Here is a 26,562-nt window from a genome sequence, read left to right on the forward strand (position 1 = left end):
GCTGCATCGCAACGAGTAGCAAGCAGCCAGCAGCACACCCGCCGAGAGGTTCATCCATGGCAGGCGAGACCGTCATCACGGTCGTCGGCAATCTCGTCGACGACCCCGAGCTGCGCTTCACCCCGTCCGGTGCGGCGGTCGCGAAGTTCCGCGTCGCGTCCACTCCCCGCACCTTCGACCGCCAGACCAACGAGTGGAAGGACGGCGAGAGCCTCTTCCTCACGTGCTCGGTGTGGCGGCAGGCGGCGGAGAACGTCGCCGAGTCGCTTCAGCGCGGCATGCGCGTCATCGTGCAGGGCCGGCTCAAGCAGCGGTCCTACGAGGACCGCGAGGGCGTCAAGCGCACGGTCTACGAGCTCGACGTCGAAGAGGTCGGCGCCAGCCTGAAGAACGCCACGGCGAAGGTCACCAAGACCGCGGGTCGCGGTGGCCAGGGTGGCTTCGGCGGCGGCGGCGGTGGTGGCCAGCAGGGCGGCGGCTGGGGCAACAGCTCCGGCGGCGGCCAGCAGGGTGGCGGCGGTGCTCCCGCCGACGACCCGTGGGCGACCAGTGCTCCGTCCGGCAGCCAGCAGGGCGGCGGCGGCGGTGGCTGGGGCGGCGGCTCCGGCAACTCCGGCGGCGGCTACTCGGACGAGCCGCCCTTCTAGGTCCGCAAGGGCCCGGACCCCTTGTGGTCCGAGGGCGACAGCACAAAAACTTCTTGATCACACAGGAGAGAGACAATGGCGAAGCCGCCTCCGCGCAAGCCTAAGAAGAAGGTCTGCGCGTTCTGCAAGGACAAGACCGCTTACGTGGACTACAAGGACACGAACATGCTGCGGAAGTTCATTTCCGACCGCGGCAAGATCCGTGCCCGTCGCGTGACCGGCAACTGCACTCAGCACCAGCGTGACGTCGCCACGGCCGTGAAGAACAGCCGTGAGATGGCGCTGCTGCCCTACACCTCGTCCGCGCGATAAGGGAAGGGTGACCGAAAAATGAAGATCATCCTCACCCACGAGGTCTCCGGCCTCGGCACCGCCGGTGACGTCGTTGACGTCAAGGACGGCTACGCTCGCAACTACCTGGTCCCGCGTGGTTTCGCGATCCGCTGGACCAAGGGTGGCGAGAAGGACGTCGCGCAGATCCGTCGTGGTCGCAAGATCCGCGAGATCGCGACGATCGAGCAGGCCAACGAGGTCAAGGGCCAGCTCGAGGGCGTCAAGGTCAACCTTGGCACCCGCGCCGGCGACGCCGGCCGTCTGTTCGGCTCCGTCACCCCCGCCGACATCGCTGCGGCGATCGAGGCTTCGGGTGGCCCGAAGGTCGACAAGCGTCGTGTCGAGGTGGGCTCGCCCATCAAGACCCTGGGCTCGCACCAGGTGACCGTGCGTCTGCACGCCGACGTTGTCGCCAAGGTCAACATCGACGTCGTCGCCGCCTGATAGCTGCGATCGACTGAGTCGATGGAAGGGCCGCACCCCCTCGGGGGTGCGGCCCTTCGCCGTTGGGGGCCCTGGCTTCGGGCGGGGGGGGGCAGGTGCCCCCTGGAGTACGGCCAGGCCTAACGGACCGCGCCCGTGACGAGCCAGCGGCCGGAGCGGGTGCGGGTCCACAGGGTCAGCATGCGGACCGTCATCATCAGCGTCATCGCCCACCACAGTGCCGTCAGCCCGCCGCCGAACGTGGGGACGAGCAGCGCGACGGGGGCGAACGTGGCGAGGACCAGCAGCATCGCCCAGGCGAGGTAGGGGCCGTCGCCGGCGCCCATCAGGACGCCGTCCAGGATGAACACCACGCCCGCGATGGGCTGGCTGATCGCCACGACCAGGAGCGCGGGAAGCAGCGCGTCCTTGACGGCCGGGTCGGAAGTGAACAGCGGGACGAACACCGGCCGTGAGACCACGACCAGCAGACCGAGCACCACCCCCGCGCCGATGCCCCACTGCACCATGCGGCGGCAGACGGCACGCGCCCCGTCGGGGTCGTCCGCCCCCAGATAGCGCCCTATGATCGCCTGCCCCGCTATGGCGATGGCGTCCAGCGCGAAGGCCAGCAGGCTCCACAGGGTCAGCACGATCTGGTGGGCGGCGATGTCGGTGTCGCCCAGCCGGGCCGCGACCGCCGTGGCGATCATGAGGACCGCGCGCAGCGACAGGGTGCGGACGAGCAGCGGCACCCCCGCCTGGGCGCAGGCCCTTATCCCGGCTGCGTCGGGGCGCAGCGAGGCGCCGTGGCGTCGTGCGCCGCGCACGACGACGGCGAGGTAGACGGCGGCCATGGCGCACTGGGCGATGACCGTGCCCCATGCGGAGCCGGCGATGCCGAGGCCGGCGCCGTACACGAGGAGGACGTTGAGCGCGGCGTTGGCGGTGAAGCCGCCGACGGCGACGTACAGCGGGGTCCTGGTGTCCTGCAGGCCGCGCAGCACGCCGGTGGCGGCGAGCACGACGAGCATGGCGGGGATGCCGAGCGAGCTCACGCGCAGATAGGTCGTGGCGTAGGGGGCGGCCGTCGGTGAGGCGCCGAAGAGGTCCACCAGCGCGGGGGCGCAGGGCAGGACGACGGCGATGACCGCGGCGCCGAGCAGGAGGGCGAGCCAGATGCCGTCCATGCCCTGGCGGATGGCGGCGGGGAGGTCCCCGGCGCCGACCCGGCGGGCGACGGCGGCGGTGGTGGCGTAGGCGAGGAAGACGAAGACGCTGACGGCCGTCGTCAGCAGTGCCGCGGCGACACCGAGTCCGGCGAGCTGCGGGGTGCCCAGGTGGCCCACGACGGCGCTGTCGGCCATCACGAAGAGGGGCTCCGCGACGAGGGCGGCGAAGGCCGGCACGGCCAGGGCGACGATCTCGCGGTCGTGCCGGCGGGGGCCGCGCCGGTCGCGTATGTGGGCCTCGGTCATGGGCCTATGTGGGGCTGGGTCATGGGCCCCAATGTAATCTTCCACAGGTAATCGGTGCAACTGTCCTGTGGCCCTTACCGTTCGCTGCTGTGGGTGATCTTCTCTGCGCCGTTTGTCGTGATCTTCGGCCAGCCGGGAAAGTTTTTCTCCTCAACAGCCGGTGGATGGCAAACGTGCAGGTCAGAGGGGTGAACGCCAAGTGATTGTGTGTTTGTCCACAGTGGTTTCCCCCGCCCCGTGCACAGGTTCCACGGACTTCTCCACAGGATGGGGGCCTTCATCCACATGCCCTGTGGATAACCAGATTGGCTGACGGTGCCCGCGGCCCTACCGTGGACCGGCGCCCAGCGTCTGTTCCTGCCTCGGAAGCCCCGCGAGACCGGCACGAACTCGACGCGGCATTACCGGAGTCGGGCGTCCTAATTGTCAGAGCCGTGCCGTAAGAAAGAGTGGCACGGCGAGGTCCGCGTCGCGGACGGGAGGAGGTGGCAGGGTGAGCATCCCCGAGCCCATGGACGACCCCTGGGCGGACGCCGGCCCCAGCGACCGGCTCCCGGTCTCCCGCCCCCGCCGCGGCGACGGCGGCGGCCGCCGTGACCAGTCCGCGCAGCACGACCGCGGTGGCGACGACGGCGGCTCCTGGTCCTCCCAGGGCGGCTTCGAGCGCGTCCCCCCGCAGGACCTCGACGCCGAGCAGTCCGTCCTCGGCGGCATGCTGCTCTCCAAGGACGCCATCGCCGACGTCGTCGAGGTCCTCAAGGGCAACGACTTCTACCGCCCGGCGCACGAGACCGTCTACCAGGCCATCCTCGACCTCTACGCCAAGGGCGAGCCCGCCGACCCCATCACCGTCGCGGCCGAGCTGACCAAGCGCGGCGAGATCACCCGCGTCGGCGGCGCCGCGTATCTGCACACCCTGGTCCAGTCCGTCCCGACCGCGGCCAACGCCGAGTACTACGCCGAGATCGTCCACGAGCGGGCCGTGCTGCGCCGCCTGGTCGAGGCGGGCACGCGGATCACGCAGATGGGATACGCGGCCGACGGCGACGTCGATGACATCGTCAACAAGGCCCAGGCCGAGGTCTACGCGGTCACCGAGCAGCGCACCAGCGAGGACTATCTGCCGCTGGGCGACATCATGGAGGGCGCGCTCGACGAGATCGAGGCCATCGGTTCGCGCAGCGGCCAGATGTCCGGCGTCCCCACCGGCTTCACCGACCTCGACTCCCTGACGAACGGCCTGCACCCCGGCCAGATGATCGTCATCGCCGCCCGTCCCGCCATGGGTAAGTCCACCCTCGCGCTGGACTTCGCCCGCGCCTGCTCGATCAAGAACAATCTGCCGAGCGTGATCTTCTCGCTCGAAATGGGCCGCAACGAGATCGCGATGCGTCTGCTGTCCGCCGAGGCCCGGGTGGCCCTGCACCACATGCGCTCCGGCTCCATGACCGACGAGGACTGGACGCGCCTCGCCCGCCGGATGCCGGACGTCTCCACCGCCCCGCTCTACATCGACGACTCCCCGAACCTGTCGATGATGGAGATCCGCGCCAAGTGCCGCCGGCTCAAGCAGCGCGCCGGTATCAAGCTCGTGATCATCGACTATCTCCAGCTGATGCAGGCCGGTGGCGCCAAGCGCGCCGAGAGCCGCCAGCAAGAGGTCTCGGACATGTCGCGAAACCTCAAGCTGCTGGCCAAGGAGCTGGAGCTGCCGGTCATCGCTCTGTCCCAGCTGAACCGTGGTCCCGAGCAGCGCACGGACAAGAAGCCGATGGTCTCCGACCTCCGTGAGTCGGGCTCCATCGAGCAGGACGCCGACATGGTCATCCTTCTCCACCGCGAGGACGCGTACGAGAAAGAGTCACCGCGCGCCGGTGAGGCGGACATCATCGTCGGCAAGCACCGAAACGGTCCGACGGCCACGATCACGGTGGCCTTCCAGGGCCACTACTCCCGCTTCGTGGACATGGCGGGGGCCTGACCGGGGCCTGCTTCCTCCTCGGGCGCTGAGGCGCTCGGTTCGGGCTTGGTGTGCAGGACCGCGCGGGCCTGCTCCGCGGCGCGGGCGGTGCTTTCGCTGACGAAGTCGAGGAAGCGGGCGATGTTCTCCAGGCGGGCGCCGGCCGGGGTGCCGGGGCCGAGGACGCCCACGCCCTGCTGTGCGATCCCGACGATGTGGGCGATGGCCTGGGCGCTGGCCATCATCGAGCGGTACATGATGTCGTCGTCGACGACGTAGCGCTCGCGGCGGCGCTCGTCGCGCTCCCGGCGGACCATGCCCTGGCCCTCGAGGAACGTGATCGCCTTGGAGACGGACGCCGGGCTGACCTGAAGGCGCTGGACGAGCTCGGCCGCGGTGAGGCTGCCGGTGTCGGTGATGACGAGGCAGGCCAGCACCCGGGACATCATCGTGGGCATGCCCGAAGCCATCATGACCGTGGTGAACACCTCCTGGTACTCCCGCACGGCGTCGGCGTCGCGCCCGTATGCCTGAGGGAGCACCTCCGGCCCCCGGGGCGCGGTCGGCCTGCGCCGCTGGGTGCGGCGCTCGGTCGCGCGGTGGGCCAGGTCGGCGCGGTAGGAGGTGGGGCCGCCGTTGCGCATCACCTCGCGCGTGACCGTGGAGGTCGGGCGGTCGAGACGCCGGGCGATCTCCGCGTAGGCGAGGCCGTCGGCCAGCCCCAGCGCGATCTGCTGGCGTTCCTGCTGAGTGAGCCTGCCTCCCGGCATCGGGGTCTCCTTCGTGCTCCTTGGGGCCGCCAGCATAGCGTTCACTCCCAATCCATTGCAACGTTCGTGCGGCTGACGTTGCATTAAATTCAGCAGCATTGCAATGAAATAACTGCTCTGACCTGCATAGATACCGATTCTGTGCAACGAAGGTGTTGAGCGTTCTGCGAATGCAACGTAGCTTTTCCCTCATCGGAAAGAGCAACAGCAACTCGAAGGAGCGCACGATGCAGAAGTTCGCCACCACCGCCCCGGTCGCCGCCGTCCTCGACATCCCCGCCGGGCGGGTGCAGTTCATCGCCGCCGACCGCGCCGACACCGTGGTCGAGGTCCGGCCCGCGAACGCCTCGAAGGGCAGCGACGTGAAGGCCGCGGAGCAGACCACGGTCGACTACCGCGACGGCGTCCTGCGGATCGAGGGCGCACCGGCGAAGAACCGGATCCTCGGCCAGTCCGGATCCGTGGAGGTGACCGTCCAGCTGCCCGCCGGCTCCCGCATCGAGGCGAAGACGGCCCGTGCCGACTTCCGGGGCGTCGGCCGGCTCGGCGACGTCGCCTTCGAGGGCGCGCAGGGCACGGTCAAGATCGACGAGGCCGCGAGCGCCCGCCTCACCCTCCTCGCCGGCGACATCTCCGTCGGCCGTCTGGGTGGCCCCGCGGAGATCAGCACGCAGAAGGGCGACCTCCACATCGCCGAGGCCCAGCGCGGCACGGTGACGCTGCGCACCGAGCACGGTCAGATCTCGGTCGGCGCCGCCCGCGGGGTCTCCGCCTCCCTGGACGCCGGCACCACCTACGGCCGGATCCACAACGCGCTCCACAACACCGACGGCGCCGCCGCCGGCCTGAGCATCCACGCGACCACCGCCTACGGCGACGTCACCGCCCGCAGCCTGTAACCCGCGACGCGTAAGGAGTGCCTCTCATGACCAACCTGGCCATCGTGGCGAACGGGCTGCGCAAGTCCTACGGCGACAAGATCGTGCTCGACGGTGTCGACCTGGCTGTCCCCGAAGGAACGATCTTCTCCCTGCTCGGCCCGAACGGCGCCGGCAAGACCACCGCCGTGAAGATCCTCTCCACCCTCGTCTCCGCCGATCCGGGCACCGGCGGCATTCACATCGGCGGCCACGACCTGGCCGCCGATCCCCAGGCGGTGCGTGCCGCGATCGGTGTCACCGGTCAGTTCTCCGCTGTGGACGGTTTGATCACGGGGGAGGAGAACATGCTCCTGATGGCGGATCTGCATCATCTGTCGAGGCGTGAGGGGCGGCGGGTCGCCGCTGAACTGCTGGAGCGCTTCGATCTGGTGGAGGCGGCGAGGAAGCCCGCCTCCACGTACTCCGGTGGGATGAAGCGGCGTCTGGACATCGCCATGACGCTGGTCGGCAGCCCGCGGATCATCTTCCTCGACGAGCCGACCACCGGCCTCGACCCGCGCTCCCGCCACAACATGTGGCAGATCATCCGCGAGCTGGTCTCCGACGGGGTGACGGTCTTCCTCACCACCCAGTACCTGGAGGAGGCCGACCAGCTCGCGGACCGTATCGCGGTGCTGAACGACGGCAGGATCGCGGCTGAGGGGACCGCCGCCGAGCTGAAGCGGCTCATCCCCGGCGGGCATGTGCGGCTGCGGTTCGCCGACCCGGCCGCCTACCGGTCCGCCGCCACCGCCCTGCGCGAGGTCACCCGGGACGACGACGCCCTGGCCCTGCAGATCCCCAGCGACGGCAGCCAGCGCGAACTGCGCTCCCTCCTCGACTGGCTCGACGCCGCCGGCATCGAGGCCGACGAACTGACCGTCCACACCCCCGACCTCGACGACGTCTTCTTCGCCCTCACCGGCCCCGACCGGACCGCACAGCCCAAGGAGGCCCTGCGATGAGCTCCCTCACCCTCGCCGTACGCGACTCGTCCACCATGCTGCGCCGCAACCTCCTGCACGCGCGCCGCTATCCCTCCCTCACCCTCAACCTGCTGCTCACGCCGATCATGCTGCTGCTGCTCTTCGTCTACGTATTCGGCGACGTGATGAGCGCGGGCATAGGGGGCGGTGGCCGCTCCGACTACATCGCCTACCTCGTGCCGGGTCTGCTGCTGATGACCATCGGCAGCACCACGATCGGCACCGCGGTGTCCGTCTCCAACGACATGACCGAGGGCATCATCGCCCGCTTCCGCACGATGGCGATCCACCGCGGCTCCGTCCTCATCGGACACGTCATCGGCAGCGTGCTGCAGTCCATCGCCAGCGTGCTCCTCGTGGGCGCCGTCGCCGTCGCCATCGGCTTCCGCTCCACCAACGCCACACCCCTGGAATGGCTGGCGGCCTTCGGACTGCTCGTCCTCTTCGCCGTCGCACTCACCTGGATCGCCGTCGGCATGGGCCTGATCAGCCCCAACGCCGAAGCCGCCAGCAACAACGCCCTGCCACTGATCCTCCTGCCGCTGCTGTCCAGCGCCTTCGTCCCCGTCGACGGAATGCCCAGCTGGTTCCAACCCATCGCCGAATACCAGCCCTTCACCCCCGCCATCGAAACCCTGCGCGGGCTGCTCCTGGGCACCGAGATCGGCCACAACGGATGGCTCGCCCTCGCCTGGTGCGTAGGCCTCGCGGTGCTCGGCTACTTCTGGTCGGCCGCGAAGTTCAACAGCGACCCGAAGTGACCGAGCGTCTCACCGGCGAGGAATCGGGTACCTCACCGGCTCAGCCGGGCGGCCCTGGCCGCGCGTTGCGCGAAGACCTCCTCGCGACGGTCCGCCATCTGCCGCAGGGCGTCCTTGCGGTCCCGCTTGGACAGCCGGTCGAGATACGTGTGGCCCAAGAGATGGTCGGTCTCGTGCTGCAGGCACCGCGCGAAGTAGCCCGTGCCCTCGATGACGACGGGGTCGCCGTCCTTGTCGAGCCCGCGGACGACGGCGCGGTCGGTGCGGGGGACCGTCATGGTGGCCCCGGGCACGGACAGACAGCCCTCGAAGTCGTCGACGAGCCGGCGGCTGCCCGGCTCGGGCAGATCGAGAACCGGGTTGATGATGTGGCCGACATGCCGGATCCCCTCCTCGTCCGGGCAGTCGTACACGAAGAGCCGCAGGTCGACCCCCACTTGATTGGCAGCCAGGCCGGCACCGTCGGCCACGCGCATCGTCAGGAACATGTCGTCGATCAACGCCGACAGTTCCGGAGTCCCGAACTCGGTCACCTCCTGGCACGCACGGCTCAGGATCTCCTCACCCACCACCGTGACCCGGCGCACCGCACCGCGCTCCGCCTCCGGTGGCAGATCGGGATACGCGTCGATCGGCAGGCCCTGTAACCGGACTCGCCGGTCCACGGGACGGGACGGATCGTGACGAACTGGCATCGCTGTCTCCCCTTCTGCGCACGCCGCAAGCAAGGCCCCCTTGCCAAGGCCTTTGCAAAGTAGCAGGCTTTGCAAAGTGACTGAAGACGACCTCAATGCTCCGCCCGGACAGCCCCGGGACACCGGCGACGCACTGCGCGAGCACGACATCCGTACGGCCCTGCTGGACCTGTTGGCCGAGGTCGGCACCGTCACGGCGACCGAAGCCGCCGCCCGGCTCGGCTACAGCTCCGGACTCTGCTCGTTCCACCTCCGGCAGCTCGCGCGCCACGGGCACATCGAGGAAGCCCCGCACAGCGGGGGGCGCGCACGCCCCTGGCGCCTGAGGCAGCACGACCCCTCCGCCGATGGGCCCGCGGAGGAGCAGTTCGGCGACTTGGCCCGAGGGCTGGAGGACGAGAGCTGGCAGCGCTGGCTCGCCCGACGCGACCAGGCGCCGGCCGAATGGCGCCACGACGAGGCCTTCAGTGCCGTCGCCTATCTGACCCCCGAGGAAATGAGCCGGGTCGCGGATGCCGTCCGACGGGCGCTCGCCCCCTACCGGGACCGTGAGCAGCGCCCCTTGGCCCGGCCGGACGATGCCCGGCCGGTGGCTCTCATCACCCGGCTGTTCCCGCTGCTTCCCGACGCGGCGGACGGGACGGGCCGGTAGCCCGGCCGCTCAGCCGCGCGGGTGGATGTGCAGCTCCAGCCCGGCCGTCCCCTCGGCCTCGACGCCCGGCAGCAGCCGCATGTCGTGGTCGTAGTCGCCGCCGACGAGCGAACGGAACGGGACCGGCGCGTCCGTGAAGAGCCCGTCGAGCCGGCGCCCGTACTCCCGCTTCGCCGCCTCGAACCGCTCCTTCGGCAGCTCGTTGGCGCCGTACACCGCGAACGGTTCGAGCGGCGTCATGCCGGTGAACCAGAACAGGCCGTGCTGCACCGGGTGGAGGACGTCCGTCAGCCGGCCGTGGATGCCCCGGTCGGAGAACGACGACTCCCGCGCGCCGGCCGTCACCGACACCAGCGCACGCCGTCCCCCCAGGGCGCCCTCGCTGTAGGGCGGCCCGACGGCCGGGCCGTGCGCGAAGCCGTAGGTGAATACCCGGTCGAACCAGCCCTTGAGTATCGCGGGCATGGCGAACCACCACAGCGGGAACTGCAGGATCACCGCGTCCGACCAGCGCACCTTCTCCTGCTCGGCCGCGATGTCGGACGCCAGTCGGCCCGCCGACGTGGCCCGCTCGTGGGCGGCCAGCACGTGCAGCCGCTGGTCCGCCGGGTGGTCGAGGGTGTCGTCGGCGTCCAGTACCGCCTTCCACTTCATCGCATGGAGGTCCGACACCCGTACCTCGTGCCCCGCCGCGCGCAGGTGCCGGGCCGCGAAGGTGGTGAGGGCGGCGTTGAGCGAACGGGGGTCGGGGTGGGCGCTGACGACGAGGATCTTCTTCTGCCGCTGCGGCGTGGCTTCGTTCATGCCGCCACGTTCTCCCGGGCGCGGCCGGGCAGCCAGCACCCTGGCGGGCGGCGGAACGGCAGTCCTGGTACTGCGGGGGCCACCCATACTTGAGCCCATGGACGGCTTGGACAACCGCGTCGAGAACGGCGGCGGTACCGACGGGACCGGTGGCACCGGGCGGGCGCTCGGCGACTTTCTGCGCGCCCGCAGGGGGCGCGTCGCGCCGGAACACGTCGGGCTCACCGGCGGCCGTCGCCGACGGGTGCGCGGGCTGCGCCGCGAGGAGTTGGCCCAGCTCGCGGGGATCAGTGTGGACTACTACGTGCGTCTTGAGCAGGGCCGGGCCACCCAGCCGTCCCCCGAGGTGCTCGACGCGCTCGCCGGGGCGCTCGGCCTCGACGCGGCGGAGCGCGGCCACCTCGCCACCCTGACCGGCGCCCGGCACGGCCCCGCGCCCAGGGCCCGGGTCAGCCCCCTGCTGCGGCGGATCCTGGACGCCATGACCGACCTGCCGGCTTTCGCGACGGACCACCGCCTCGACGTGGTGGCCTGGAACGATCTGGGCTCCGAACTGATCGGCGGCCTGACCGGTCCGGACCACCGCGACCGGAACAACGCCAGGTTCCTCTTCCTCGACCCCGCCTCCCGTCTCGTCCACCCCGAGTGGGAGGACAGGGCGGCGGAGGCCGTGGGCCAGCTTCGGGTCGCGGCGGGGCGCTACCCCGACGACGTGGAGCTGGCCGGGATCGTCGCCGAACTGGGCGAGCGCAGTGCCGAGTTCCGGCGGATCTGGGACAGCGGCGAGATCGTGATGTGCGCGGCGGGCCGCAAGCGGCTGCGGCACCCGGTGGCCGGACTGCTCACCCTGGACTTCGAGACGCTGCACGTGCCCGCCGCGCCCGGTGAGACGGGCCTGGTGGTGCATGTGTTCAGTGCCCAGGAGGGCAGCCCGGAGGCCGCCGCCCTCGCCCGGCTGGCCCCGGCCGCGGCGGCGGTGGCCGCCCGGCCGTAGCCGGGTGCCCCCCGTCGGCCGGCCTCGCCCGTCGGTCCCGAGGGCCGTCAGCGGGGGACGAGCCAGGGGAGCTCGTCCGCCAGGTCCTGGCGGAGACGGCGCTTGGGGCGGGCGCCCACGACGGATGTCACGGGCTCGCCCGCGCGGAAGAGGACGAGGGTGGGCATGGACAGGACGCCGTAGGCGGCCTGGGTGGCCGGGTTGGCGTCCACGTCGAGCTCCACGATCTTCAGGCGCCCGGCCTCCTCCACCGCCAGTTCCGCGAGAACGGGTGCGATCATGCGGCAGGGCCCGCACCAGGCGGCGGTGAATTCGACGAGTACGGGCAGTTCGGAGGCCAGCACCTCGGCCGCGAACGTGGCGTCGGTGACCGAAGTGACGGGTGGGTGTGTTGCCGTGCTGGTCATGGCTTGGTGCTCCCTGGTTCGGTGTCGGGCGGGGTGAAGGCGCAGCGGGGCGGCGGGCCGCCCGGAATATCGGCTTCCGATTGCAGTGCGGCGCGGGCCGATTCGGCGCGGGCCAGCTGGGCGCCGACCTCGGCCCGTACGCGCTGGAGGTGCTCGATGCAGTCGTCGAGCTCCGCGAGCTTGCGGCGGTAGACCTCCAGCGAGGCCGGGCAGGAGTCGCCGGCCGGGTGGCCGGCCCGTAGGCATTCCACGAACGGCCGGGTCTCCTCCAGGCCGAAGCCGAAGTCCGCCAGCGTGCGGATCTGCCGCAGAAGGCGCAGATCCTCCTCGTCGTAGGTGCGGTAGCCGTTGCCGGTGCGGCGGGCGGGCAGGAGTCCCAGGGACTCGTAGTGCCGCAGGGTGCGGGTGGTGATGCCCGCCTGTTGGGCCAGTTCCCCGATGCGCATGGGCATGACCGTAGACCTTGACGTCGGCGTCAAGGCCAGCCCGCGGCAGGGACCCGGCGCGGCCGGTACGGCGGCCGTACAAAACCCCTTTGGGCGGTCCGGCGGGCCCTGGCTAGGGTGCGGGACATGACCTCCCCGTACGAAGTACCAGCCTCGAAGGAGCAGTTCGCCGAGCTGCTCCCCGCCACGCGACGTGCCCTCCTGCACCGCCTCGCCGTCGGCCAGAACGCCGGCCGCGCGCCCTCCATGGTGGGCGCGGTGATGCGTGAGGGACGCATGGTGTGGGCCGAGGGGTACGGCGCGGTCGACGGACAGGTGCCGGGTGCCGATACGCAGTACCGGATCGGTTCGCTCACCAAGACGTTCGTCGCCGTGCTGGTCCTGCGGCTGCGCGACGAGGGCCTGATCGACCTCGACGACCCGCTGGGCAAGCACCTGGACACCCCCGAGGGCGGCGACGCCACCATCGCCCAACTCCTCGCCCACACCTCCGGGCTCGCTGCCGAGGCGCGCGGCCCGTGGTGGGAGCGCACGGACGGGGCACTGCGCCCCGAGCTTGCCGACATCTTCGGCGAGCGCCCCCAGCGCCACCCGGTGGGCAGGACGCACCACTACTCCAATCCCGGATTCGCGCTGCTCGGCGCGCTCGTCGAGCGGTTGCGCGGCGACGACTGGGGCACGGTGCTGCGCCGGGAGGTGCTGGAGCCGCTGGGGATGGACCGTACGACGCTCGGCCCCGAGGCACCGCACGCGGCGGGCTGGGCCGTGCACCCGTGGGCGGACGTGCTGCTTCCGGAGCCCGCCGTGAACACCGGGCGGATGGCGCCCGCCGGGGAGTTGTGGTCCACGGCGGCGGATCTGTGCCGCTTCGCGGCCTTCCTCCTGAACGGTGACGCTCCGAACGGTGACAGCCAGAACGGTGACAGCCAGAACGGTGACAGCCCGAACAGTGCTGGCCGTGTCCTCAGTGAGCAGTCGCTCGCCGAGATGCGCGTCCCGGCGGTCGGCCCGCAGGACCCGGAATGGGTGCGGGGCTACGGGCTCGGGGTGCAGGTGACCCGCCAGAACGGTCGGATCCTCTTCGGCCACTGCGGCTCCATGCCGGGCTTCGTGTCGGCGCTGTGGATCAGCCCGGACGAGGCCCTGGCCGGCGTCGCGCTCGCCAACCTCACCAATGGCTTCGAGGTCGCAGGCCTGGCGTCCGACCTGGTCAGCACCGTCGCCGAGCACGAGCCCCGGATCCCGGCCCCCTGGCGCCCGCTCGACGAGGCCGATCCGGAACTGCTGGAGCTGACCGGCCCCTGGTACTGGGGCGCCACCCCCTTCGCGCTGCGGCTGGGCGCCGAGCGCGGGCTGGAGCTGTCGCCGGTCGCCGGCGGCGGCCGAGGGGCGCGGTTCCGCGCGGAGGCGGACGGCACGTGGACGGGGCTCGACGGGTACTACGCGGGGGAGACCCTGCGTGCCGTACGGACGCCCGCCGGGGCGCTGAGCCATCTGGACCTCGGCACCTTCGTCTTCACCCGCGAGCCCTACGAGCCGGGCGACGCCGTGCCGGGCGGTGTGGACAAGGGCGGCTGGCGGTAGGCCTGTCCGGCGGGCCGGGTCGCGCACCTGCGCCGCCGGGACGTGGACGAGCGGTCGGCGGCCTCTGCGCCGGCGACCGCACGGACGTAGGGTCGTGGGGAGATTGGCGGGCGCCGGGACACGGCGCTACAGACCCCGGAAGGCCACCGTGACTGCGAACACCGCACCGGTCCTGCTCGACCTCGCGCCGCTCGGCGCCGGGCACTTCGCGCGCATCGAGGACAAGGTCGCCGCGCTGATGCGCACGCGCGAGAGCGTCGTCGCGATGCAGGGCGAGGCCCTGTTGCCGCTGGAGGCGTGCATCCGCTCGGCCGTACGTCCCGGCAGCACCGCGCTGAACGTCATCACCGGCCCCTACGGCGAGACGTTCGGCGGCTGGCTGCGTTCCTGCGGCGCCGAGGTGATCACCGTGGACGCGCCCTTCAGCGGCGCGGTCGACGCCGGACAGGTCGCCGACGCGCTGCGCGCGCACCCGGCCATCGACTTCGTCAGCCTCGTCCACGCGGAGGCGGCCACCGGCAACACCAACCCCGTCGCCGAGATCGGGGCCGTCGTCCGTGAGCACGGCGCGCTGCTGATGCTCGACGCCGTGGCCTCCGTCGCGGCCGAGCCGCTGCTCACCGACGAGTGGGGCGTCGACCTGTGCGTCATCGGCGCGCAGAAGGCGATGGCGGGACCGGCGGGAGTGTCGGCCGTGTCGGTCAGCGCCCGCGCGTGGGAGCGGATAGCCGCCAACGAGCAGGCGCCCCGCCGTTCCTACCTGTCCCTCCTGGACTGGAAGGAGCGGTGGATCGACGGCGGCCGGACGGCCCTGCCGCACGCCCCCGCGCAGCTGGAGATGCTCGCCCTGGAGCAGGCCGTCGACCGCATCGAGGCGGACGGTCTGGACTCCGTCATCGCCCGGCACCGCGCCGCCGCCGCGGCCACCCGCGCGGGCGTACGGGCCCTCGCCCCTCTCACCCCCTACGTCATCCGTGACCAGGACGCCGCCCCGGCCGCCACGACGCTGCGCGCCCCCGACGGCCTCGACGCCCGGGAGATCGTCGCGAAGGCCCTCGCGGCCGATGCCACCGTGCCCGTGCAGGCGGCGGCGGGCGCGCTGGCCAAGGAGATGATCCGCGTCAACCACTACGGTCTCGCGGCGGACCGCGCCGTCGTGCTGGCCTCGCTGGCGGCGCTGGGCGAGGGCCTGCGCGGGCTGGGCATCGAGACGGTGGCCGTGGACGAGGCCCTGGACGCCGCCGGTGCGGCGTGGGACGCCGTGATCGCCGACTAGAACCCACAGCACTTCCGGGGCCGCCGTCCGCGCTTCCGCGCTGACGGCGGCCTTTTGCGTTCTCTCATCCCATTTTCCCGTTCCCTTCGTGGCGCGCAGCCCCTTGTTCAGACGTGCCGATAGAATCGGAACCTCGATCCCGTTTCGTCATTCCGCACGTGGAGCTCCCCGATGGCACAGCGAAGGCAGCCGCCGACCCCGCCGGCGGTGCCCGCTCCGCGGCGCAGGGCGGATGCCCGGCGCAACAGGGCTCTCGTCCTGGAAGCGGCCCGATCCGCCTTCGAGGAGGCCGGGTTGGCGGTGCCGCTCGGTACGATCGCCCGTCGCGCGGGGGTCGGCGCCGGGACCGTCTACCGCCATTTCCCTTCCAAGGAAGCCCTGTTCAGGGCGACGGTGGTGGACCGGATCCGGCTGTTCACCGACACAGCAAGGGAGTTGGCGGATGCCGCCGACCCCGGAGCGGTGTTCTTTCGGTACCTGGCGTCGGTGGTGCGGCTGTCGGCCCGGAACAAGGCGCTCTGTGACGCGCTGGAGGCGAGCGCCGAGGGGCGCTTCGAGCCGACGCCGGGCGTGGAGCGGGACTTCCGCGAGGCCCTGGCCGTGCTGCTGACGCGGGCTCAGAAGGCGGGCGCAGTACGGAAAGACGTGCTGGTCGGCGACGTCATGACGCTGCTCGTCGGGTGTCTGTCCATGGAGCTGCGCCGGGGCCCGGAAGGGCAGCCCGGGAGGATCACGGCACTGGTGTGCGACAGTCTCCGCCCGGGGCGAGGTGTGACGAAACTGCCGTCACCGGCCCCGCCGAGCCGTAACGAAACCCGTGTTGCGGGGGTATGTGCGGTGTGCGAGGGTCCTGTTCCCTCCGCGCGTACGGGCCGGCCCGCTCGGTACTGCGGGGGCGCCTGCCGTCAGCGGGCCCACCGCGAGCGGGCCCGGGCCCGTAGCGACGCCTGACTGGAGTCGTCGCGCCAGGTCAGGCTGCCGCGCCTGATCAGAGCTGGTACTTGAAGCCGAGGTGCGACGCCTCGAAGCCGAGCCGCTCGTAGAAGCGGTGGGCGTCGATCCGGGTGGCGTCCGAGGTGAGCTGCACCAGCTGGCACCCCTCGCGGCGCGACGCGTCGATGGCCCACTCGATGAAGCGCGTGCCCAGTCCGCTGCCGCGCTCGTCGCTGTGGACGCGTACGCCCTCGATGACCGACCGCGTCGCGCCACGCCGGGAGAGCCCGGGGATGATCGTGAGCTGGAGCGTGCCGATCGTGCGGCCGTCGCGGACGGCGACGACGAGGTGCTGGTTGGGGTCGTCGACGAGGCGGGCGAAGGCCGTCCGGTAGGGCGTCAGGTCGTCGGGGGACTCGCGCTTGGCGCCGAGGGCGTCGTCGGCCAGCAGGGCCACGATGGCGGGGATGTCGTCGGCGGTCGCGGGCCGGATCTCTATGTCGCTCATGATCCGGACCCTAGCGCTCGGGATCCGGTCTTAGGCGATCAAGAACGGAACCCGGGAGCGGTGCGGTCCCAAGGGCCGCTGAGTGCCCGGCGCCGAGAGACCCGCGCCGGGCGGCCGGTGCGTGAGGCCGCCCGCGCCGAGCGCCTCGGCGCTGTGCTGCCCGCCCCAGGCGGCCGGTGTGACGCGAGCCCGCGCCGGCGACCGGTGCTACGCGACCGGCGAGAGCGACTCCACGGCGGCGACCAGCGGCGCCAGTTCCGCGCGCTTCGACGCTTCCCGGAGCGCCTCGCTCAGCGCGGCGTCGTTGGTCGGCCGGGCCTCGTCGAGGAGGGCGCGGCCGGCGTCCGTGACGTCGGTGTAGATGCCGCGGCGGTCGGTGAGGCAGAGGTAGCGGGTGAGCAGGCCGCGGTCCTCCAGGCGGTTGACCAGGCGGGTCGTCGCGCTCTGGCTGAGGACGACCGCGTCGGCTACCTCGTTCATGCGCAGGTGGCCGCCCTCGCCGTCGTGCTGGCGGCTGAGCACGTCCAGCACGGAGAACTCGCGGACGCTCAGCTCGTGCCCGGCCTGCAGCGCGCGCTCGATGTGCGACTCGATCCGGCCGTGCAGCGCGGAGAGCGCGCACCAGCCCTGTGCCAGGCCGACCAGGGCGGGGTCCGGGGTGCGGGACATGACGTGGCCCTCCTTCACCTTGTGCGTCGTACGCGCGGCGTCTGTTCGGCCGTCGCCCGGCCGCGTCGTCTTCGGAAACAGGATAGCTCGCATGCGCAATAGCCCGCGCTTGCAATTAACCCGCGTCTGCAATTATTGTCGACGCTCGTAAGGTTCGCCTGCAACGAAAGCCCGTCCGTGGCGGACCGCGCCCCCTTCCCTTCCTCCTCACCGTTTGAAGGACACCCCCGTCATGCCTCTCGCTCTGCTGGCGCTCGCGATCGGCGCCTTCGGTATCGGCACCACCGAATTCGTGATCACGGGCCTGTTGCCCGACATCGCCGCGGACTTCGGCGTCTCCATCCCCACGGCAGGCTTCCTGACCACCGGATACGCCCTCGGCGTCGTCGTCGGGGCGCCGCTGCTGGCCATCGTCGGCCGGCGCGTCCCGCGCAAGCGGATGCTGATGGTCCTGATGGGGCTGTTCATCGCGGGCAATCTGCTCTCCGCCGTCGCCCCCGTCTTCGGGCTGATGCTGGCCGGCCGGATCGTCGCCTCGCTCGCCCACGGAGCGTTCTTCGGGATCGGTTCGATCGTGGCCGCCGGGCTCGTCGCGCCGGAGAAGAAGGCGGGCGCGATCGCGATGATGTTCACCGGTCTGACCGCCGCCACCGTCGTGGGCGTGCCCATGTCCACGCTGATCGGCCAGAACGCGGGCTGGCGCGTCACCTTCTTCATCATCGCCGGTCTCGGCGTCCTGGGCCTGGCCGGTGTCGCCGCGCTCGTCCCGCAGCAGCCGAAGCCCGAAGCGGGCCGCATCGGCGGCGAGTTGGCCGCGTTCCGCAACCCGCAGGTCCTGCTCGCGATGGCGATGACGGTCCTCGGCTTCGGCGGCGTCTTCACCATGAGCACCTACGTCACGCCGATGATGACCGAGGTCGCGGGCTACGCGCCCGGTTCCGTCACCTGGCTGCTCGTCCTCTTCGGCGTGGGCATGCTCATCGGCAACCTCGTCGGTGGACGGTACGCGGACCGGGCGCTGATGCCCCTGTTGTACGTGACGCTGAGCGCCCTCGCCATCGTGCTCGCCCTGCTGCCGCTGGCCGCGCACAACAAGATCGCGGCCGCCGTGGCCATCCCGCTGATCGGCGCCTTCGGCTTCGCGTCCGTGCCGCCGCTGCAGAAGCGGGTCCTGGACCACACCGCCGACGCCCCGACCCTGGCCTCCGCCGTCAACATCGGTGCCTTCAACCTCGGCAACGCGATCGCGGCCTGGCTCGGCGGCATCGTCATCTCCGCCGGCTTCGGCTACACCGCCCCCAACTGGGTCGGCGCCCTGATGGCCGCCTCCGCGCTGGTCCTGGCCCTCGTGTCGGCCTCGCTGGAGCGGCGTACGGGCGCCCGGGAGGGACGTATCGCCGCCGGGTCCGCCCCCCTTTCCACCGAGCGGGAGGCCGTGACGGTCGGGCACTGAGCCCGCCGAAGCCACCCCCCGCCGCACTCCGACCACCGCACCACCGCAAGGAGCACCTCCCATGACCACCACCGCCACCGAGACCGTGACCCCCGTCCGCCCGCTCACCACCCACGACGCGGACGCCCTCGTCGCCGCCGTGCGCCGGGCCGCCGACGAGCAGGGCGTACGGGTCGCTGTCAGCGTCCTCGACGCTGGCGGTCACCCGCTGGCCTTCCGCCGGGACGACCGGGCCGTGCTGATCGCGGGGGAGACCAGCACCCGGAAGGCGTTCACCGCCCTGCAGTTGGACGCCCCGACCGCCGACGTGGTCGACGCCGTCCAGCCCGGCGGTCTCTTCCACACCCTGCCGACCGCGCTCGACCGCCCGCTCCTCTTCATCGCCGGAGGCGTGCCCCTGCACCGCGACGGGCGCCTCGTCGGCGCGCTCGGGGTGGGCGGCGGCGCGCCGGAGCAGGATCACCGCCTCGCGGTGTCGGCGATCGAGGACGTACTGGGCGGCTGACCGCCGGGACCGGACATCGGCGCGGTCGTGGGCTTACGCCCCGGCCGCGCCGACGCGCGTCCGTACGCCGCCTGTCCGGGGCGCCTGACCAGGGAAGTATTCGCGCGTACTCGGCGGCGCGTGCGCCTACCCTCGGGTCTCATGACCAGACTGCATTTGTTCGATCTCGACGGCACGCTGATGTACGGATCGGCGGCGGCGATCGAGATATCCCGGCAGCTCGGGGTGGAGCGGGAGATCGACGAGCTGGAGCGGGGGTTCGCCACAGGTGTGCTGACGCCGCCGCGCTTCGCGGCGCTGGCCGTCGAGCTGTGGGCGGACCTGACCGAGGCGCAGGTGGCGGCGGCGTTCGAGGGCGCGCCCTGGCTTTCGGGCATCCGGGAGGTCTGGGCGGACATCCAGGCCCGGGGCGAACGCTGCGCGGTGATCTCCCTCTCGCCCGGTTTCTTCGTGGAACGCCTGCTCACCTGGGGTGCGGACGCGGCGCACGGCTCGCTCTGGCCCGCGGTGCCGTTCCGCGAGCCGGTGAACCCGGCGGGCATCCTCGACGCGGCGGCCAAGGTGCGGATCGCGGACGAGCTCTGCGAGAAGTTCGGCCTGAGCCGTGGCGACTGTGTGGCGTACGGGGATTCGATGTCGGACGCCCGCCTGTTCGAGGTCGTCCCGGTGTCGGTGGCGGTCAACGCCGACCATCACGTACGGGACGTCGCCGTGCATGCCTATACAGGACGCGACCTGCGTGAGGCCTACGAACTGGTGGGATGTCAGGGGTAATTGGTGTGGCCCTTGTGGATCGTGTCGTGACCTGTAGGGTCAACGCCGCCGGAGTGTCGGCCATTTGACGGCCGACGGTCCGGGAAATGGTTCAGTTTAACCTCAACGGGCCTGCTGGCACTTGAATTTCCGGCTAATCGCCCGTAGTCGGGTCAGTCGGTGGAATGCTACGCGGACTGGTACAGCGGCCCGAGGTAAATCGGGGAATCGCGGCACTTTCCGGTACCGACGGGAGTGCGAACACCGACCGAGAGATGTTCGAGGCGAGGCACTGATGGATGCTCCGACCCCAACGTCGGCCGATGGAGGCTCGTTCGGCACCGCGGGTGAGCGGGGCTGGTTCACCCCACCGCGTCCCGTGCCGGAGGCCCCGGCGGCGGCACCGGAGCCGTCGGGGGAGCCGGCTGCCGGGGACACCGGCGGCAGCCCGGACCGGCCGGCCGGATGGGAGCCCGTCGCACGCGCGGTGGTGCCGGAGACCGAGCGGGATCCCGGGTACGGCTCGGGGCTGCCGATCAGCGCGGTATGGCAGACGGAGCCACCACCGGCGGCCCCGTCGAGCCGTTGGGCGCCCCTTTACCCCTCGGGGTACGGCGCCCGGGCAGAGCGGCCGGAGCCACCGGCTTCGTACGCTCCCCCGGAACGGACCGTGCCGCCCGACCAGCAGGTCCACCCCGGGCAACAGGCCCCGCCACCGACGCGAGGCAAACGCCACCGGCGCACCGCCGATCCACGGCCGGACCCGGCGCCCGCGCGACCCCCCGCCCCGGCCGCCGGATGGGCGCCCAGGCCGGCCCCGTCCCAGACCTCGGCCCCAGCCCCGGCTCCGACCCCGCCCTCGGATCGCGATCAACTGCCCATCCGGCCGACAAGACCGGGTCCTTCCCCCGACACCCAGCTGATCCGCCGCACGCTGGCCGAGATCGAACCCGTCGCCGACAGGACCACGTCGTACTTCTACGCGCTGCTCTTCATCCGCCACCCCGATCTGCGGTCCCTGTTCCCCGTGGCGATGGACACCCAGCGCGACCGTCTCTTCAAGGCGCTGCTGACCGCCGCCGAGCACGCCGACGACACCGCGACGCTCACCGAATACCTCTCCCACCTCGGCCGTGGGCACCGTAAATACGGCACGCTGCCCGAGCACTACCCGGCCGTCGGCGAGTGCCTGATCGCCGCCCTCACCCGCTACGCCTCGGACACCTGGAGCGAGGCCACCGAAGCCGCCTGGGTGCGCGTCTACACGACCGTCTCGCAGATCATGATCGACGCGGCCGCCGAGGACGAGCAGAGCTCGCCCGCCTGGTGGCAGGCCGAGGTCGTCGGACATGAGCTGCGCACGCGGGACATCGCCGTCGTGACCGTACGGCCCGAGGAGCCCTACCCCTTCCTCGCCGGGCAGTACACCAGCCTGGAGACGCCCTGGTGGCCGCGCGTCTGGCGCAACTACTCCTTCTCGTCCGCACCCCGCTCGGACGGTCTGCTCTCCTTCCACGTGAAGGCCATACCGGCCGGCTGGGTGTCCAACGCCCTGGTCCATCACGCCCGCCCCGGTGACGTCCTGCGCCTCGGGCCCCCTGCCGGTTCCATGATTGTCGACCACACCACTGACAACGGGCTGTTGTGCCTGGGAGGCGGTACCGGCATCGCCCCGATCAAGGCGCTCGTGGAGGACGTCGCGGAGCACGGCCGCCGCCGCCCGGTCGAGGTCTTCTACGGTGCCCGGCACGACGACGACCTCTACGACATCGACACCATGCTCGGCCTCCAGCGGTCCCACCCGTGGCTGTCGGTGCGGCCCGTCGTCTCCGACGGCCCCACGCGCCGCCTGAGCGGGCAACTCACGCACATAGTGCGCGAATACGGGCCGTGGCCCGCCTACGACGCCTACCTCTCCGGCCCGCCCGGAATGATCCGCAGCGGTGTGGACACCCTCGTCGGCATCGGCATACCGTCGCACCGAATAAGGCACGACGGGATCGACGAACTGACGACGTCGTCGACGGGCCGGGGGTAGGACGGCGCTGCTGGGGTAGGACAGCGTTGCCTCAGCTGAGGTCGTCCGCGAGCAGCGCCCGTACGCCCTCGATGTTCGCTTCGAGATACGCGCGCAGCGACGGCGGCACCATCTCCACGGAGGTGACGCCTTCCCTGGTGAAGGGGACGCGCACCACCTCGTACGTCCCGCACGGCTCGTCCACCTCCGGGCCGTGCCGCCGGGAGAGGTCCATCGACGCCAGGCGGCAGACGAAGAAGTGCTGCACCTTCACGCCGTGCGCGGCGTGGTGGAGGGAGTGCGAGACGGTGTCGACGAAGGCGGGAACGACGTCGAAGACCTTCGCGCCGAGCTCCTCGTCGACCTCGCGGTGCAGAGCGGCGACGACGGTGGCGTCCTCCGGCTCCACACCACCGCCCGGGGTGATCCAATACGGATCCTCGCCGGGCTTCGTCCGTTTGATCAGGATCATCTGAAGGTCGGAACGGGACGTGGTGGTGCCGATGTCGCCGTCGAGCAGGATGGCGCGGGCGGTGCGTTTGACCACTGGACGTTCGGTCATACGGGACATCTGCCGCGTGGAACCCCCTGCGAAACCCTTTCCCGGCCTCCCCTTTCCCACCGGCTTCCTGCCGATGCTCACCAGGAGACGGCAGCACGCAGCAGCCACTCGTGCACCCGGGCCAGATGGGGGTGGGCGAGGGTGCCGGTCCGTACGACCAGGAAATATGTGCGCAGCGGCGGTACGGGCGGGTCGAGCAGGGCCACGATCTCGCCCGTGTCCAGGGCGTCGGCGCACAGATACCTGGGCAGCACCCCGAGCCCGGCTCCGGCGGCCACACAGGCCAGCACGGCCCGTAGATCGGGGACGACGACGGTGCCGGCGGTGACGGGCGTGCTGTCGAAGACGGCGGCCCAGTAGCGCGCCACGAACGGCAGACACTCGTGCACCTCGACCACGGGCAGATGCTCCAGCGCCCGCACCCCCTTGTCCCGCACGACCGCCGCCCCACCCAGCTTGGCCGCCCAGCGCGGTGCCGCCACCAGTACGTGTTCCTCGTCGCAGAGCGGGGTGGCCGTCAGCAGCCGGCCGCGTGGTCGTGACGTGGTGATGGCGAGGTCGTGATGGCCGGCCGCGAGCGCCTCGAAGAGATCCTCCGCGATGCCCTGCGCCGCCCGCACGGTCATCCCCTGCGCCACGAGCGGTGTCAGCGCGGGCAGCGCACGCAAGGCGATGAACTCCGGCGGCCCGGCCAGATGCAGCGTCCGGTTGGCCCACTGCTCGTCGAGATCGGCCTCGGTGATCTCCAGCAGCGCGTCGACATGCGGCGCGATCTTGTGAGCGAGCTCGTCCCCGATGCTCGTGGGGCTCACGCCCCGCGCCTGCCGAACGAACAGGGGACGCCCCAACTGCCGCTCCAGCGTCCGGATCTGACCGGTGACGGCGGGCTGGGACAGCCCGAGCAGAGTGGCTGCGCGGGTGAACGACCCGGCCCGGTGCACCGTGACGAACGTGCGTAAGAGGGCCAGATCCATGTCTTCTCCCCGGCTCGCCGCCAACCGCTCGTATCGGAACTATAAATAAGTCGATAGGGCTGTGTCGCTAGCGTGATTGGACACTGACGCAGAGTCAACTAGCCTTGGTCGCGCGGTTCCTCGCGCGTCGGAACCGCGACGGCTCGAGCCAAGAGGGGGGAGGCTCGAGCCGTCTCCTTGCCGGAGGGGCCCTGCGGTAGGTGGCTTATCCGCCGGACTGCGCCGCTACGGCGGTTGCGGGCGTCGGGCTTACAGCGCGGCGACCTCGACGCAGTCGCCGGGCAGTGCGGCGAGCATCAGTCGTGCGCCTTGAGTGCTGCCACGAGGTGCCGCCCCTCCGGGGCTCTTTGTCGCAGCAACGCAGCTGCTGTGGTGTGGAGTTTGTTCCACGCGTGCGGGCGTCCCACGGCAGCCGCGTCAGGGATGGCTCGCAACGCGACCTTCAAGGAGTGCTCCGCCTCTCCCGCACCGGCCGCCGCGTGAGCGAGGCAGGCTCGGTACCAGGCCTTGTCGCGCCGGTAGTCGTCGGGCAGTGCGGCGAGTCCGCCGGTGAGATGTCCGATGGCAGCCGACCAGCTACCCAGGTGCATCTCCGCCATACCGCGCTGCAGGGCGAACCAGGTCTCGTCGTAGAAGTACATCCACGGCGGCTCGTCCTCGGGATGCTCGGCCGCCTGGCTGATGAGGGTCTGTGCCTCGTCCAGGAGCCGGTGGGACGCGTCGGCGTCCCCGTTGAGCGCATGCCCCCGGGCCTCCATCTGAGCGGCCATGCCCCGTACGCCGAGGGATGTGCCGGGGACGGACCAGCGGGCGGCCTCGGCGAGCCGTAGGCACCGGGTGCCGCGCCCTCCGGACCAGGCCATGTGCGCCTTCATGCTGAGCGTGGTCGCCGCCATGCCGGCGTCACCCGCCTCCAGGGCCCATTCGTGGGCCCGGTCGTACCAGGCCAGCGCGGCGGCGGTATCGGCTTGGTCCTGCGCCATCCACGCGAGGAACTGCGCGTGCTCGGCGGCGAGCCGGACGACCCGGTCCGCCAGGTCGCCCCGGGCGCCGGAATGGAGATCCACAACCGTGCGGAGCTGCTGGTGCATGACGTCGGTCAACGGCCGGGAACCGATGACGTCCTCGGCGCGCCGGTGTTCGGCCAGCAGCCGGTCGAGCCAGTCCAGAGTCGCTGTGTCGACACGCTGGGCATGGTCGACGGCGCTCGTCACTCGCGCCAGAAGATCCGCGTCCGGCGCGATCCCCATGGGCGCCAGGCGGGGGACCGGCGACGCCTCGGGCCGCTCTCCGACGGTGGCCAGCAGCGCCGGGGGAATCCCGAGCCCGGTCACGATGCGCTGCCGTACTTCCACGGACGTCACCCGGCGGCGCCCGCGCTCGATGTCGGACACGTCCGGCTGTACGAGTCCGACCAACTCACCGAGCTTCGTCTGGCTCATGCCCGTGAGCTTCCGGTACGTCCTCAAAAGGGCGGCCCAGTCCTTGCTCGCGACTGCTGCCGCCAGCCGAGGGTGAGTCCAGAGGTCCACGACTTGATCCCCCACATGTCGACTATAGGGCGGGCTATAGGGCCTTGGGATTGGTTGCCGACTCGTAACCCGCGACGGTGTTCGTGACAGTGATCCGAACAGCCACGGAGGCGGGACGTGATGTCGTACCGGGAAGGTGCGTACGTGGTCGATACGCGTAACGGGACGTTCGCGCAGGTGATGGGGAGGGTCGGGCCTCGGGTGCAGGTTCGGCGGCCTGGTGGTGGGCGGGAGTGGGAGGTGCCGCCTACGGCGTTGCGGTTGGCGACGTTCGAGGAGTGCCGGGCCGCCGGTCCTGCCGACCGGTGCGATGAGTGCGAGCGGATCAGAAATGGGCGGCAGGCCGCCGAGGCACGTGGTGACAAGTCGGCTATGACCGACGCTGCCGTGCTCATGGGCCGACATCAGCGTGAGGCGCACCCGTGACCCGCGTGGTGGGCCGCCTTGTCTCCGCCTGCTCGCACCCCTCCGGGTGGTTGCGAACAGTCGACAAGGCCACTTGCAGGAACTGTGGAGTGGAGCGGTACACGTCATACCGGTCGCTCAAAATGCCGGTTGAACGGTCATCCCGCCCACGCTTCCGCTGAACGTCCAGCTTTCCGCTGCTTCTTGTCGACAGTCGCGGCATTTGGTCTCGTCAGCGACCGGTCGGAAGACGCGGTCGCAGGTGCCTGCACATGAGCGCAGGGGCTGCGGGGCGGCTACGGGAGCCGTGAAGGGCGGGGGCTCCGGCATCTTGCGAGTGAGGCGGTTGTGGGCCAGGGCGGCGGGGGAGTGGACGCGGGCCGGTAGCCCGTCTGTCAGTGCCTCTCGCAGGTCCTTGGCTGTTGCGCCGCGCAGGAGCCACTCGCCTGCCAAAGCAGCCAGGCGCTGGATGTCCCGGCCGTTCAGGCGCAGCTTGCGTTCCTTGTGGGACACCGACGCGAGGATCAGTCCCCCGCGTTCGATGAGCGGAGCGGGGACGTGGGAGGGCTGGGAGGGAGGGTTGTCTTTCTTCCCCTCCGTGTTTGTTGGGTAACGGCCGACGGACGGGTCGGTCGGTTCACCGACGGCCGGTTCCGGGGCAGTCGGTGTGACCTGCTGGTACCCGTCCCGTAATGCCACCGCTTCCTCGGGCGCGAGGACGACGTTGGAGACCATCTGCTTCGTGTGCCACTCCCCGCCCGCGACTTGGAGCTTCCACTCGTGGAAGTAGCCCTCCGCCTTCAGCTCCCGCTTCGCGACGGTGAACGCGCCCCTCTTGATCCCCGCGTTCTCTGCCGTCGCCCACAGCGGCTCGTCCACGCCGGCCGGGAGCGAAAGTTGCCACATGAGCATGCGTACGGCCGCCGCCGACAGGCGCGGGTGGCGGATGATCTCGTTCGATACCTGAGTGAAGAAACGCTCAGGGGCGATAACATGCCGGAGCATCCCGGGGTCCTCCTAGAACCTCGTGGGTGAAGGCCCTCGACCGGTGTTGGCGCACCTTCGAGGGCCGACTTCGTTCCGTGACGAAGTGGCTCAATCACCGTCACCGTATC

Annotated in this window: 29 protein-coding genes; 17 read left to right on the plus strand and 12 right to left on the minus strand. The window is 71.1% G+C overall.

Features of this window, described 5'->3' with window-relative positions; translation table 11 throughout:
- Positions 1-56 precede the first annotated feature (56 nt).
- The 3 genes from AB8O64_RS18300 (at position 57) to rplI (ending at position 1,424) form a co-directional block, all read left to right on the plus strand.
- Complete coding sequence (locus AB8O64_RS18300; protein WP_130878562.1) at positions 57-647, plus strand: single-stranded DNA-binding protein; 591 nt, start codon at positions 57-59, stop codon at positions 645-647.
- A gap of 75 nt (positions 648-722) precedes the next feature.
- A complete protein-coding gene (gene rpsR, locus AB8O64_RS18305; protein ID WP_004950692.1) occupies positions 723-959 on the plus strand; it encodes a 30S ribosomal protein S18 in 237 nt (78 codons plus the stop codon).
- Between the two features lie 18 nt (positions 960-977).
- Positions 978-1,424: a 50S ribosomal protein L9 gene (gene rplI, locus AB8O64_RS18310; protein ID WP_184734814.1), complete on the plus strand. Its 447-nt coding sequence runs from the start codon at positions 978-980 to the stop codon at positions 1,422-1,424.
- A gap of 119 nt (positions 1,425-1,543) precedes the next feature.
- Here rplI and AB8O64_RS18315 read toward each other — a convergent pair whose 3' ends face one another.
- Positions 1,544-2,881 carry an MATE family efflux transporter gene (locus AB8O64_RS18315; RefSeq protein ID WP_370420037.1) on the minus strand — a complete coding sequence of 446 codons (1,338 nt, stop codon included), beginning with the start codon at positions 2,879-2,881 and terminating at the stop codon, positions 1,544-1,546.
- Positions 2,882-3,374: 493 nt separating this feature from the next.
- On the opposite strand from AB8O64_RS18315, the gene dnaB reads away from it, so the two are divergent.
- Positions 3,375-4,862 carry a replicative DNA helicase gene (dnaB, locus tag AB8O64_RS18320; protein ID WP_356451078.1) on the plus strand — a complete coding sequence of 496 codons (1,488 nt, stop codon included), beginning with the start codon at positions 3,375-3,377 and terminating at the stop codon, positions 4,860-4,862.
- Here the strand turns inward: dnaB and AB8O64_RS18325 are convergent.
- On the minus strand, positions 4,829-5,611 hold the full coding sequence (locus tag AB8O64_RS18325) for a helix-turn-helix domain-containing protein (protein ID WP_370420038.1): 783 nt from the start codon (positions 5,609-5,611) through the stop codon (positions 4,829-4,831). The two genes, dnaB and AB8O64_RS18325, sit on opposite strands and share 34 nt — an antisense overlap.
- A gap of 227 nt (positions 5,612-5,838) precedes the next feature.
- Here AB8O64_RS18325 and AB8O64_RS18330 point away from each other — a divergent pair, with 227 nt between their 5' ends.
- From AB8O64_RS18330 to AB8O64_RS18340, 3 genes are read left to right on the plus strand one after another with little or no spacing between them, the layout of a single operon-like run.
- The gene (locus AB8O64_RS18330) at positions 5,839-6,510 is read left to right on the plus strand and encodes a DUF4097 family beta strand repeat-containing protein (RefSeq protein ID WP_370423895.1); all 672 of its coding nucleotides are present in this window, start codon (positions 5,839-5,841) and stop codon (positions 6,508-6,510) included.
- Positions 6,511-6,536: 26 nt separating this feature from the next.
- Positions 6,537-7,496: an ATP-binding cassette domain-containing protein gene (locus AB8O64_RS18335; RefSeq protein WP_370420039.1), complete on the plus strand. Its 960-nt coding sequence runs from the start codon at positions 6,537-6,539 to the stop codon at positions 7,494-7,496.
- Positions 7,493-8,278, plus strand: coding sequence for an ABC transporter permease (locus AB8O64_RS18340; protein ID WP_370420040.1), 786 nt, complete (start codon positions 7,493-7,495; stop codon positions 8,276-8,278). The genes AB8O64_RS18335 and AB8O64_RS18340 overlap by 4 nt, the downstream gene beginning before the upstream one ends.
- A 32-nt stretch (positions 8,279-8,310) precedes the next feature.
- Here AB8O64_RS18340 and def read toward each other — a convergent pair whose 3' ends face one another.
- Positions 8,311-8,973: a peptide deformylase gene (gene def, locus AB8O64_RS18345; RefSeq protein WP_370420041.1), complete on the minus strand. Its 663-nt coding sequence runs from the start codon at positions 8,971-8,973 to the stop codon at positions 8,311-8,313.
- Between the two features lie 76 nt (positions 8,974-9,049).
- On the opposite strand from def, the gene AB8O64_RS18350 reads away from it, so the two are divergent.
- Positions 9,050-9,625 carry an ArsR family transcriptional regulator gene (locus tag AB8O64_RS18350; RefSeq protein WP_370420042.1) on the plus strand — a complete coding sequence of 192 codons (576 nt, stop codon included), beginning with the start codon at positions 9,050-9,052 and terminating at the stop codon, positions 9,623-9,625.
- A 9-nt stretch (positions 9,626-9,634) separates the two neighbouring features.
- On the opposite strand, the gene AB8O64_RS18355 is transcribed toward AB8O64_RS18350, so the two are convergent.
- A complete protein-coding gene (locus AB8O64_RS18355; RefSeq protein ID WP_370420043.1) occupies positions 9,635-10,429 on the minus strand; it encodes an NAD(P)H-dependent oxidoreductase in 795 nt (264 codons plus the stop codon).
- Between the two features lie 97 nt (positions 10,430-10,526).
- Here AB8O64_RS18355 and AB8O64_RS18360 point away from each other — a divergent pair, with 97 nt between their 5' ends.
- Positions 10,527-11,423 (plus strand): helix-turn-helix domain-containing protein, encoded by an 897-nt coding sequence (locus tag AB8O64_RS18360; RefSeq protein ID WP_370420044.1) that lies wholly within the window; start codon positions 10,527-10,529, stop codon positions 11,421-11,423.
- Positions 11,424-11,470: 47 nt separating this feature from the next.
- Here the strand turns inward: AB8O64_RS18360 and trxA are convergent, their stop codons facing one another.
- Together trxA and AB8O64_RS18370 are read right to left on the minus strand one after the other, a co-directional pair.
- Positions 11,471-11,830 (minus strand): thioredoxin, encoded by a 360-nt coding sequence (gene trxA, locus AB8O64_RS18365; RefSeq protein WP_370420045.1) that lies wholly within the window; start codon positions 11,828-11,830, stop codon positions 11,471-11,473.
- Positions 11,827-12,276: a MerR family transcriptional regulator gene (locus AB8O64_RS18370; RefSeq protein ID WP_370420046.1), complete on the minus strand. Its 450-nt coding sequence runs from the start codon at positions 12,274-12,276 to the stop codon at positions 11,827-11,829. Before AB8O64_RS18370 ends, trxA begins: the two co-directional genes overlap by 4 nt.
- A gap of 126 nt (positions 12,277-12,402) precedes the next feature.
- Between AB8O64_RS18370 and AB8O64_RS18375 the strand changes: the two genes are divergently transcribed.
- The 3 genes from AB8O64_RS18375 (at position 12,403) to AB8O64_RS18385 (ending at position 16,087) form a co-directional block, all read left to right on the plus strand.
- Positions 12,403-13,860 carry a serine hydrolase domain-containing protein gene (locus AB8O64_RS18375; RefSeq protein ID WP_370420047.1) on the plus strand — a complete coding sequence of 486 codons (1,458 nt, stop codon included), beginning with the start codon at positions 12,403-12,405 and terminating at the stop codon, positions 13,858-13,860.
- A 148-nt stretch (positions 13,861-14,008) separates the two neighbouring features.
- Complete coding sequence (locus AB8O64_RS18380; protein ID WP_370420048.1) at positions 14,009-15,136, plus strand: alanine--glyoxylate aminotransferase family protein; 1,128 nt, start codon at positions 14,009-14,011, stop codon at positions 15,134-15,136.
- 171 nt (positions 15,137-15,307) lie between these two features.
- The gene (locus AB8O64_RS18385) at positions 15,308-16,087 is read left to right on the plus strand and encodes a TetR/AcrR family transcriptional regulator (RefSeq protein WP_370420049.1); all 780 of its coding nucleotides are present in this window, start codon (positions 15,308-15,310) and stop codon (positions 16,085-16,087) included.
- Positions 16,088-16,124: 37 nt separating this feature from the next.
- Here AB8O64_RS18385 and AB8O64_RS18390 read toward each other — a convergent pair whose 3' ends face one another.
- Together AB8O64_RS18390 and AB8O64_RS18395 are read right to left on the minus strand one after the other, a co-directional pair.
- Positions 16,125-16,577, minus strand: a complete 453-nt coding sequence (locus AB8O64_RS18390) for an N-acetyltransferase family protein (protein WP_370420050.1) — start codon at positions 16,575-16,577, stop codon at positions 16,125-16,127.
- 207 nt (positions 16,578-16,784) lie between these two features.
- Positions 16,785-17,246, minus strand: coding sequence for a MarR family winged helix-turn-helix transcriptional regulator (locus tag AB8O64_RS18395; RefSeq protein ID WP_130878544.1), 462 nt, complete (start codon positions 17,244-17,246; stop codon positions 16,785-16,787).
- A gap of 232 nt (positions 17,247-17,478) precedes the next feature.
- Between AB8O64_RS18395 and AB8O64_RS18400 the strand changes: the two genes are divergently transcribed.
- The 4 genes from AB8O64_RS18400 (at position 17,479) to AB8O64_RS18415 (ending at position 21,995) form a co-directional block, all read left to right on the plus strand.
- The gene (locus AB8O64_RS18400) at positions 17,479-18,699 is read left to right on the plus strand and encodes an MFS transporter (protein WP_370420051.1); all 1,221 of its coding nucleotides are present in this window, start codon (positions 17,479-17,481) and stop codon (positions 18,697-18,699) included.
- 61 nt (positions 18,700-18,760) lie between these two features.
- Positions 18,761-19,204: a heme-binding protein gene (locus AB8O64_RS18405; protein WP_370420052.1), complete on the plus strand. Its 444-nt coding sequence runs from the start codon at positions 18,761-18,763 to the stop codon at positions 19,202-19,204.
- Between the two features lie 141 nt (positions 19,205-19,345).
- Positions 19,346-19,978 (plus strand): haloacid dehalogenase-like hydrolase, encoded by a 633-nt coding sequence (locus AB8O64_RS18410; protein ID WP_356451049.1) that lies wholly within the window; start codon positions 19,346-19,348, stop codon positions 19,976-19,978.
- A 274-nt stretch (positions 19,979-20,252) separates the two neighbouring features.
- Entirely contained in the window at positions 20,253-21,995 is a 1,743-nt protein-coding gene (locus tag AB8O64_RS18415) for a globin domain-containing protein (protein WP_370420053.1), read from the plus strand.
- Positions 21,996-22,026: 31 nt separating this feature from the next.
- Here AB8O64_RS18415 and AB8O64_RS18420 read toward each other — a convergent pair whose 3' ends face one another.
- From AB8O64_RS18420 to AB8O64_RS18430, 3 genes are all read right to left on the minus strand, one after another.
- Positions 22,027-22,536 (minus strand): NUDIX domain-containing protein, encoded by a 510-nt coding sequence (locus tag AB8O64_RS18420; RefSeq protein WP_370420054.1) that lies wholly within the window; start codon positions 22,534-22,536, stop codon positions 22,027-22,029.
- A 77-nt stretch (positions 22,537-22,613) separates the two neighbouring features.
- Positions 22,614-23,510, minus strand: a complete 897-nt coding sequence (locus AB8O64_RS18425; RefSeq protein WP_370420055.1) for a LysR family transcriptional regulator — start codon at positions 23,508-23,510, stop codon at positions 22,614-22,616.
- Between the two features lie 296 nt (positions 23,511-23,806).
- Complete coding sequence (locus AB8O64_RS18430; RefSeq protein WP_370420056.1) at positions 23,807-25,042, minus strand: helix-turn-helix domain-containing protein; 1,236 nt, start codon at positions 25,040-25,042, stop codon at positions 23,807-23,809.
- Positions 25,043-25,476: 434 nt separating this feature from the next.
- On the opposite strand from AB8O64_RS18430, the gene AB8O64_RS18435 reads away from it, so the two are divergent.
- Positions 25,477-25,629: a DUF6255 family natural product biosynthesis protein gene (locus AB8O64_RS18435; protein ID WP_370423896.1), complete on the plus strand. Its 153-nt coding sequence runs from the start codon at positions 25,477-25,479 to the stop codon at positions 25,627-25,629.
- On the opposite strand, the gene AB8O64_RS18440 is transcribed toward AB8O64_RS18435, so the two are convergent.
- Positions 25,586-26,452 (minus strand): hypothetical protein, encoded by an 867-nt coding sequence (locus tag AB8O64_RS18440; RefSeq protein ID WP_370420057.1) that lies wholly within the window; start codon positions 26,450-26,452, stop codon positions 25,586-25,588. The two genes, AB8O64_RS18435 and AB8O64_RS18440, sit on opposite strands and share 44 nt — an antisense overlap.
- Between the last annotated feature and the right edge of the window lie 110 nt (positions 26,453-26,562).

Origin of the sequence: Streptomyces sp. QH1-20, from assembly GCF_041283565.1 — a bacterium.
Classification (GTDB): Bacteria; Actinomycetota; Actinomycetes; order Streptomycetales; family Streptomycetaceae; genus Streptomyces; species Streptomyces syringius.

What these genes read in the sequence shown, in the direction of transcription:
- AB8O64_RS18300 (WP_130878562.1), top strand. Translation starts at nt 57, where the DNA reads ATGGCAGGCGAGACCGTCATCACGGTCGTCGGCAATCTCGTCGACGAC.
- rpsR (WP_004950692.1), top strand. Translation starts at nt 723, where the DNA reads ATGGCGAAGCCGCCTCCGCGCAAGCCTAAGAAGAAGGTCTGCGCGTTC.
- rplI (WP_184734814.1), top strand. Translation starts at nt 978, where the DNA reads ATGAAGATCATCCTCACCCACGAGGTCTCCGGCCTCGGCACCGCCGGT.
- AB8O64_RS18315 (WP_370420037.1), bottom strand. Translation starts at nt 2,881, where the DNA reads ATGACCGAGGCCCACATACGCGACCGGCGCGGCCCCCGCCGGCACGAC.
- AB8O64_RS18325 (WP_370420038.1), bottom strand. Translation starts at nt 5,611, where the DNA reads ATGCCGGGAGGCAGGCTCACTCAGCAGGAACGCCAGCAGATCGCGCTG.
- AB8O64_RS18330 (WP_370423895.1), top strand. Translation starts at nt 5,839, where the DNA reads ATGCAGAAGTTCGCCACCACCGCCCCGGTCGCCGCCGTCCTCGACATC.
- AB8O64_RS18335 (WP_370420039.1), top strand. Translation starts at nt 6,537, where the DNA reads ATGACCAACCTGGCCATCGTGGCGAACGGGCTGCGCAAGTCCTACGGC.
- AB8O64_RS18340 (WP_370420040.1), top strand. Translation starts at nt 7,493, where the DNA reads ATGAGCTCCCTCACCCTCGCCGTACGCGACTCGTCCACCATGCTGCGC.
- def (WP_370420041.1), bottom strand. Translation starts at nt 8,973, where the DNA reads ATGCCAGTTCGTCACGATCCGTCCCGTCCCGTGGACCGGCGAGTCCGG.
- AB8O64_RS18355 (WP_370420043.1), bottom strand. Translation starts at nt 10,429, where the DNA reads ATGAACGAAGCCACGCCGCAGCGGCAGAAGAAGATCCTCGTCGTCAGC.
- AB8O64_RS18360 (WP_370420044.1), top strand. Translation starts at nt 10,527, where the DNA reads ATGGACGGCTTGGACAACCGCGTCGAGAACGGCGGCGGTACCGACGGG.
- trxA (WP_370420045.1), bottom strand. Translation starts at nt 11,830, where the DNA reads ATGACCAGCACGGCAACACACCCACCCGTCACTTCGGTCACCGACGCC.
- AB8O64_RS18370 (WP_370420046.1), bottom strand. Translation starts at nt 12,276, where the DNA reads ATGCGCATCGGGGAACTGGCCCAACAGGCGGGCATCACCACCCGCACC.
- AB8O64_RS18375 (WP_370420047.1), top strand. Translation starts at nt 12,403, where the DNA reads ATGACCTCCCCGTACGAAGTACCAGCCTCGAAGGAGCAGTTCGCCGAG.
- AB8O64_RS18385 (WP_370420049.1), top strand. Translation starts at nt 15,308, where the DNA reads ATGGCACAGCGAAGGCAGCCGCCGACCCCGCCGGCGGTGCCCGCTCCG.
- AB8O64_RS18390 (WP_370420050.1), bottom strand. Translation starts at nt 16,577, where the DNA reads ATGAGCGACATAGAGATCCGGCCCGCGACCGCCGACGACATCCCCGCC.
- AB8O64_RS18395 (WP_130878544.1), bottom strand. Translation starts at nt 17,246, where the DNA reads ATGTCCCGCACCCCGGACCCCGCCCTGGTCGGCCTGGCACAGGGCTGG.
- AB8O64_RS18400 (WP_370420051.1), top strand. Translation starts at nt 17,479, where the DNA reads ATGCCTCTCGCTCTGCTGGCGCTCGCGATCGGCGCCTTCGGTATCGGC.
- AB8O64_RS18405 (WP_370420052.1), top strand. Translation starts at nt 18,761, where the DNA reads ATGACCACCACCGCCACCGAGACCGTGACCCCCGTCCGCCCGCTCACC.
- AB8O64_RS18410 (WP_356451049.1), top strand. Translation starts at nt 19,346, where the DNA reads ATGACCAGACTGCATTTGTTCGATCTCGACGGCACGCTGATGTACGGA.
- AB8O64_RS18415 (WP_370420053.1), top strand. Translation starts at nt 20,253, where the DNA reads ATGGATGCTCCGACCCCAACGTCGGCCGATGGAGGCTCGTTCGGCACC.
- AB8O64_RS18420 (WP_370420054.1), bottom strand. Translation starts at nt 22,536, where the DNA reads ATGACCGAACGTCCAGTGGTCAAACGCACCGCCCGCGCCATCCTGCTC.
- AB8O64_RS18425 (WP_370420055.1), bottom strand. Translation starts at nt 23,510, where the DNA reads ATGGATCTGGCCCTCTTACGCACGTTCGTCACGGTGCACCGGGCCGGG.
- AB8O64_RS18440 (WP_370420057.1), bottom strand. Translation starts at nt 26,452, where the DNA reads ATGCTCCGGCATGTTATCGCCCCTGAGCGTTTCTTCACTCAGGTATCG.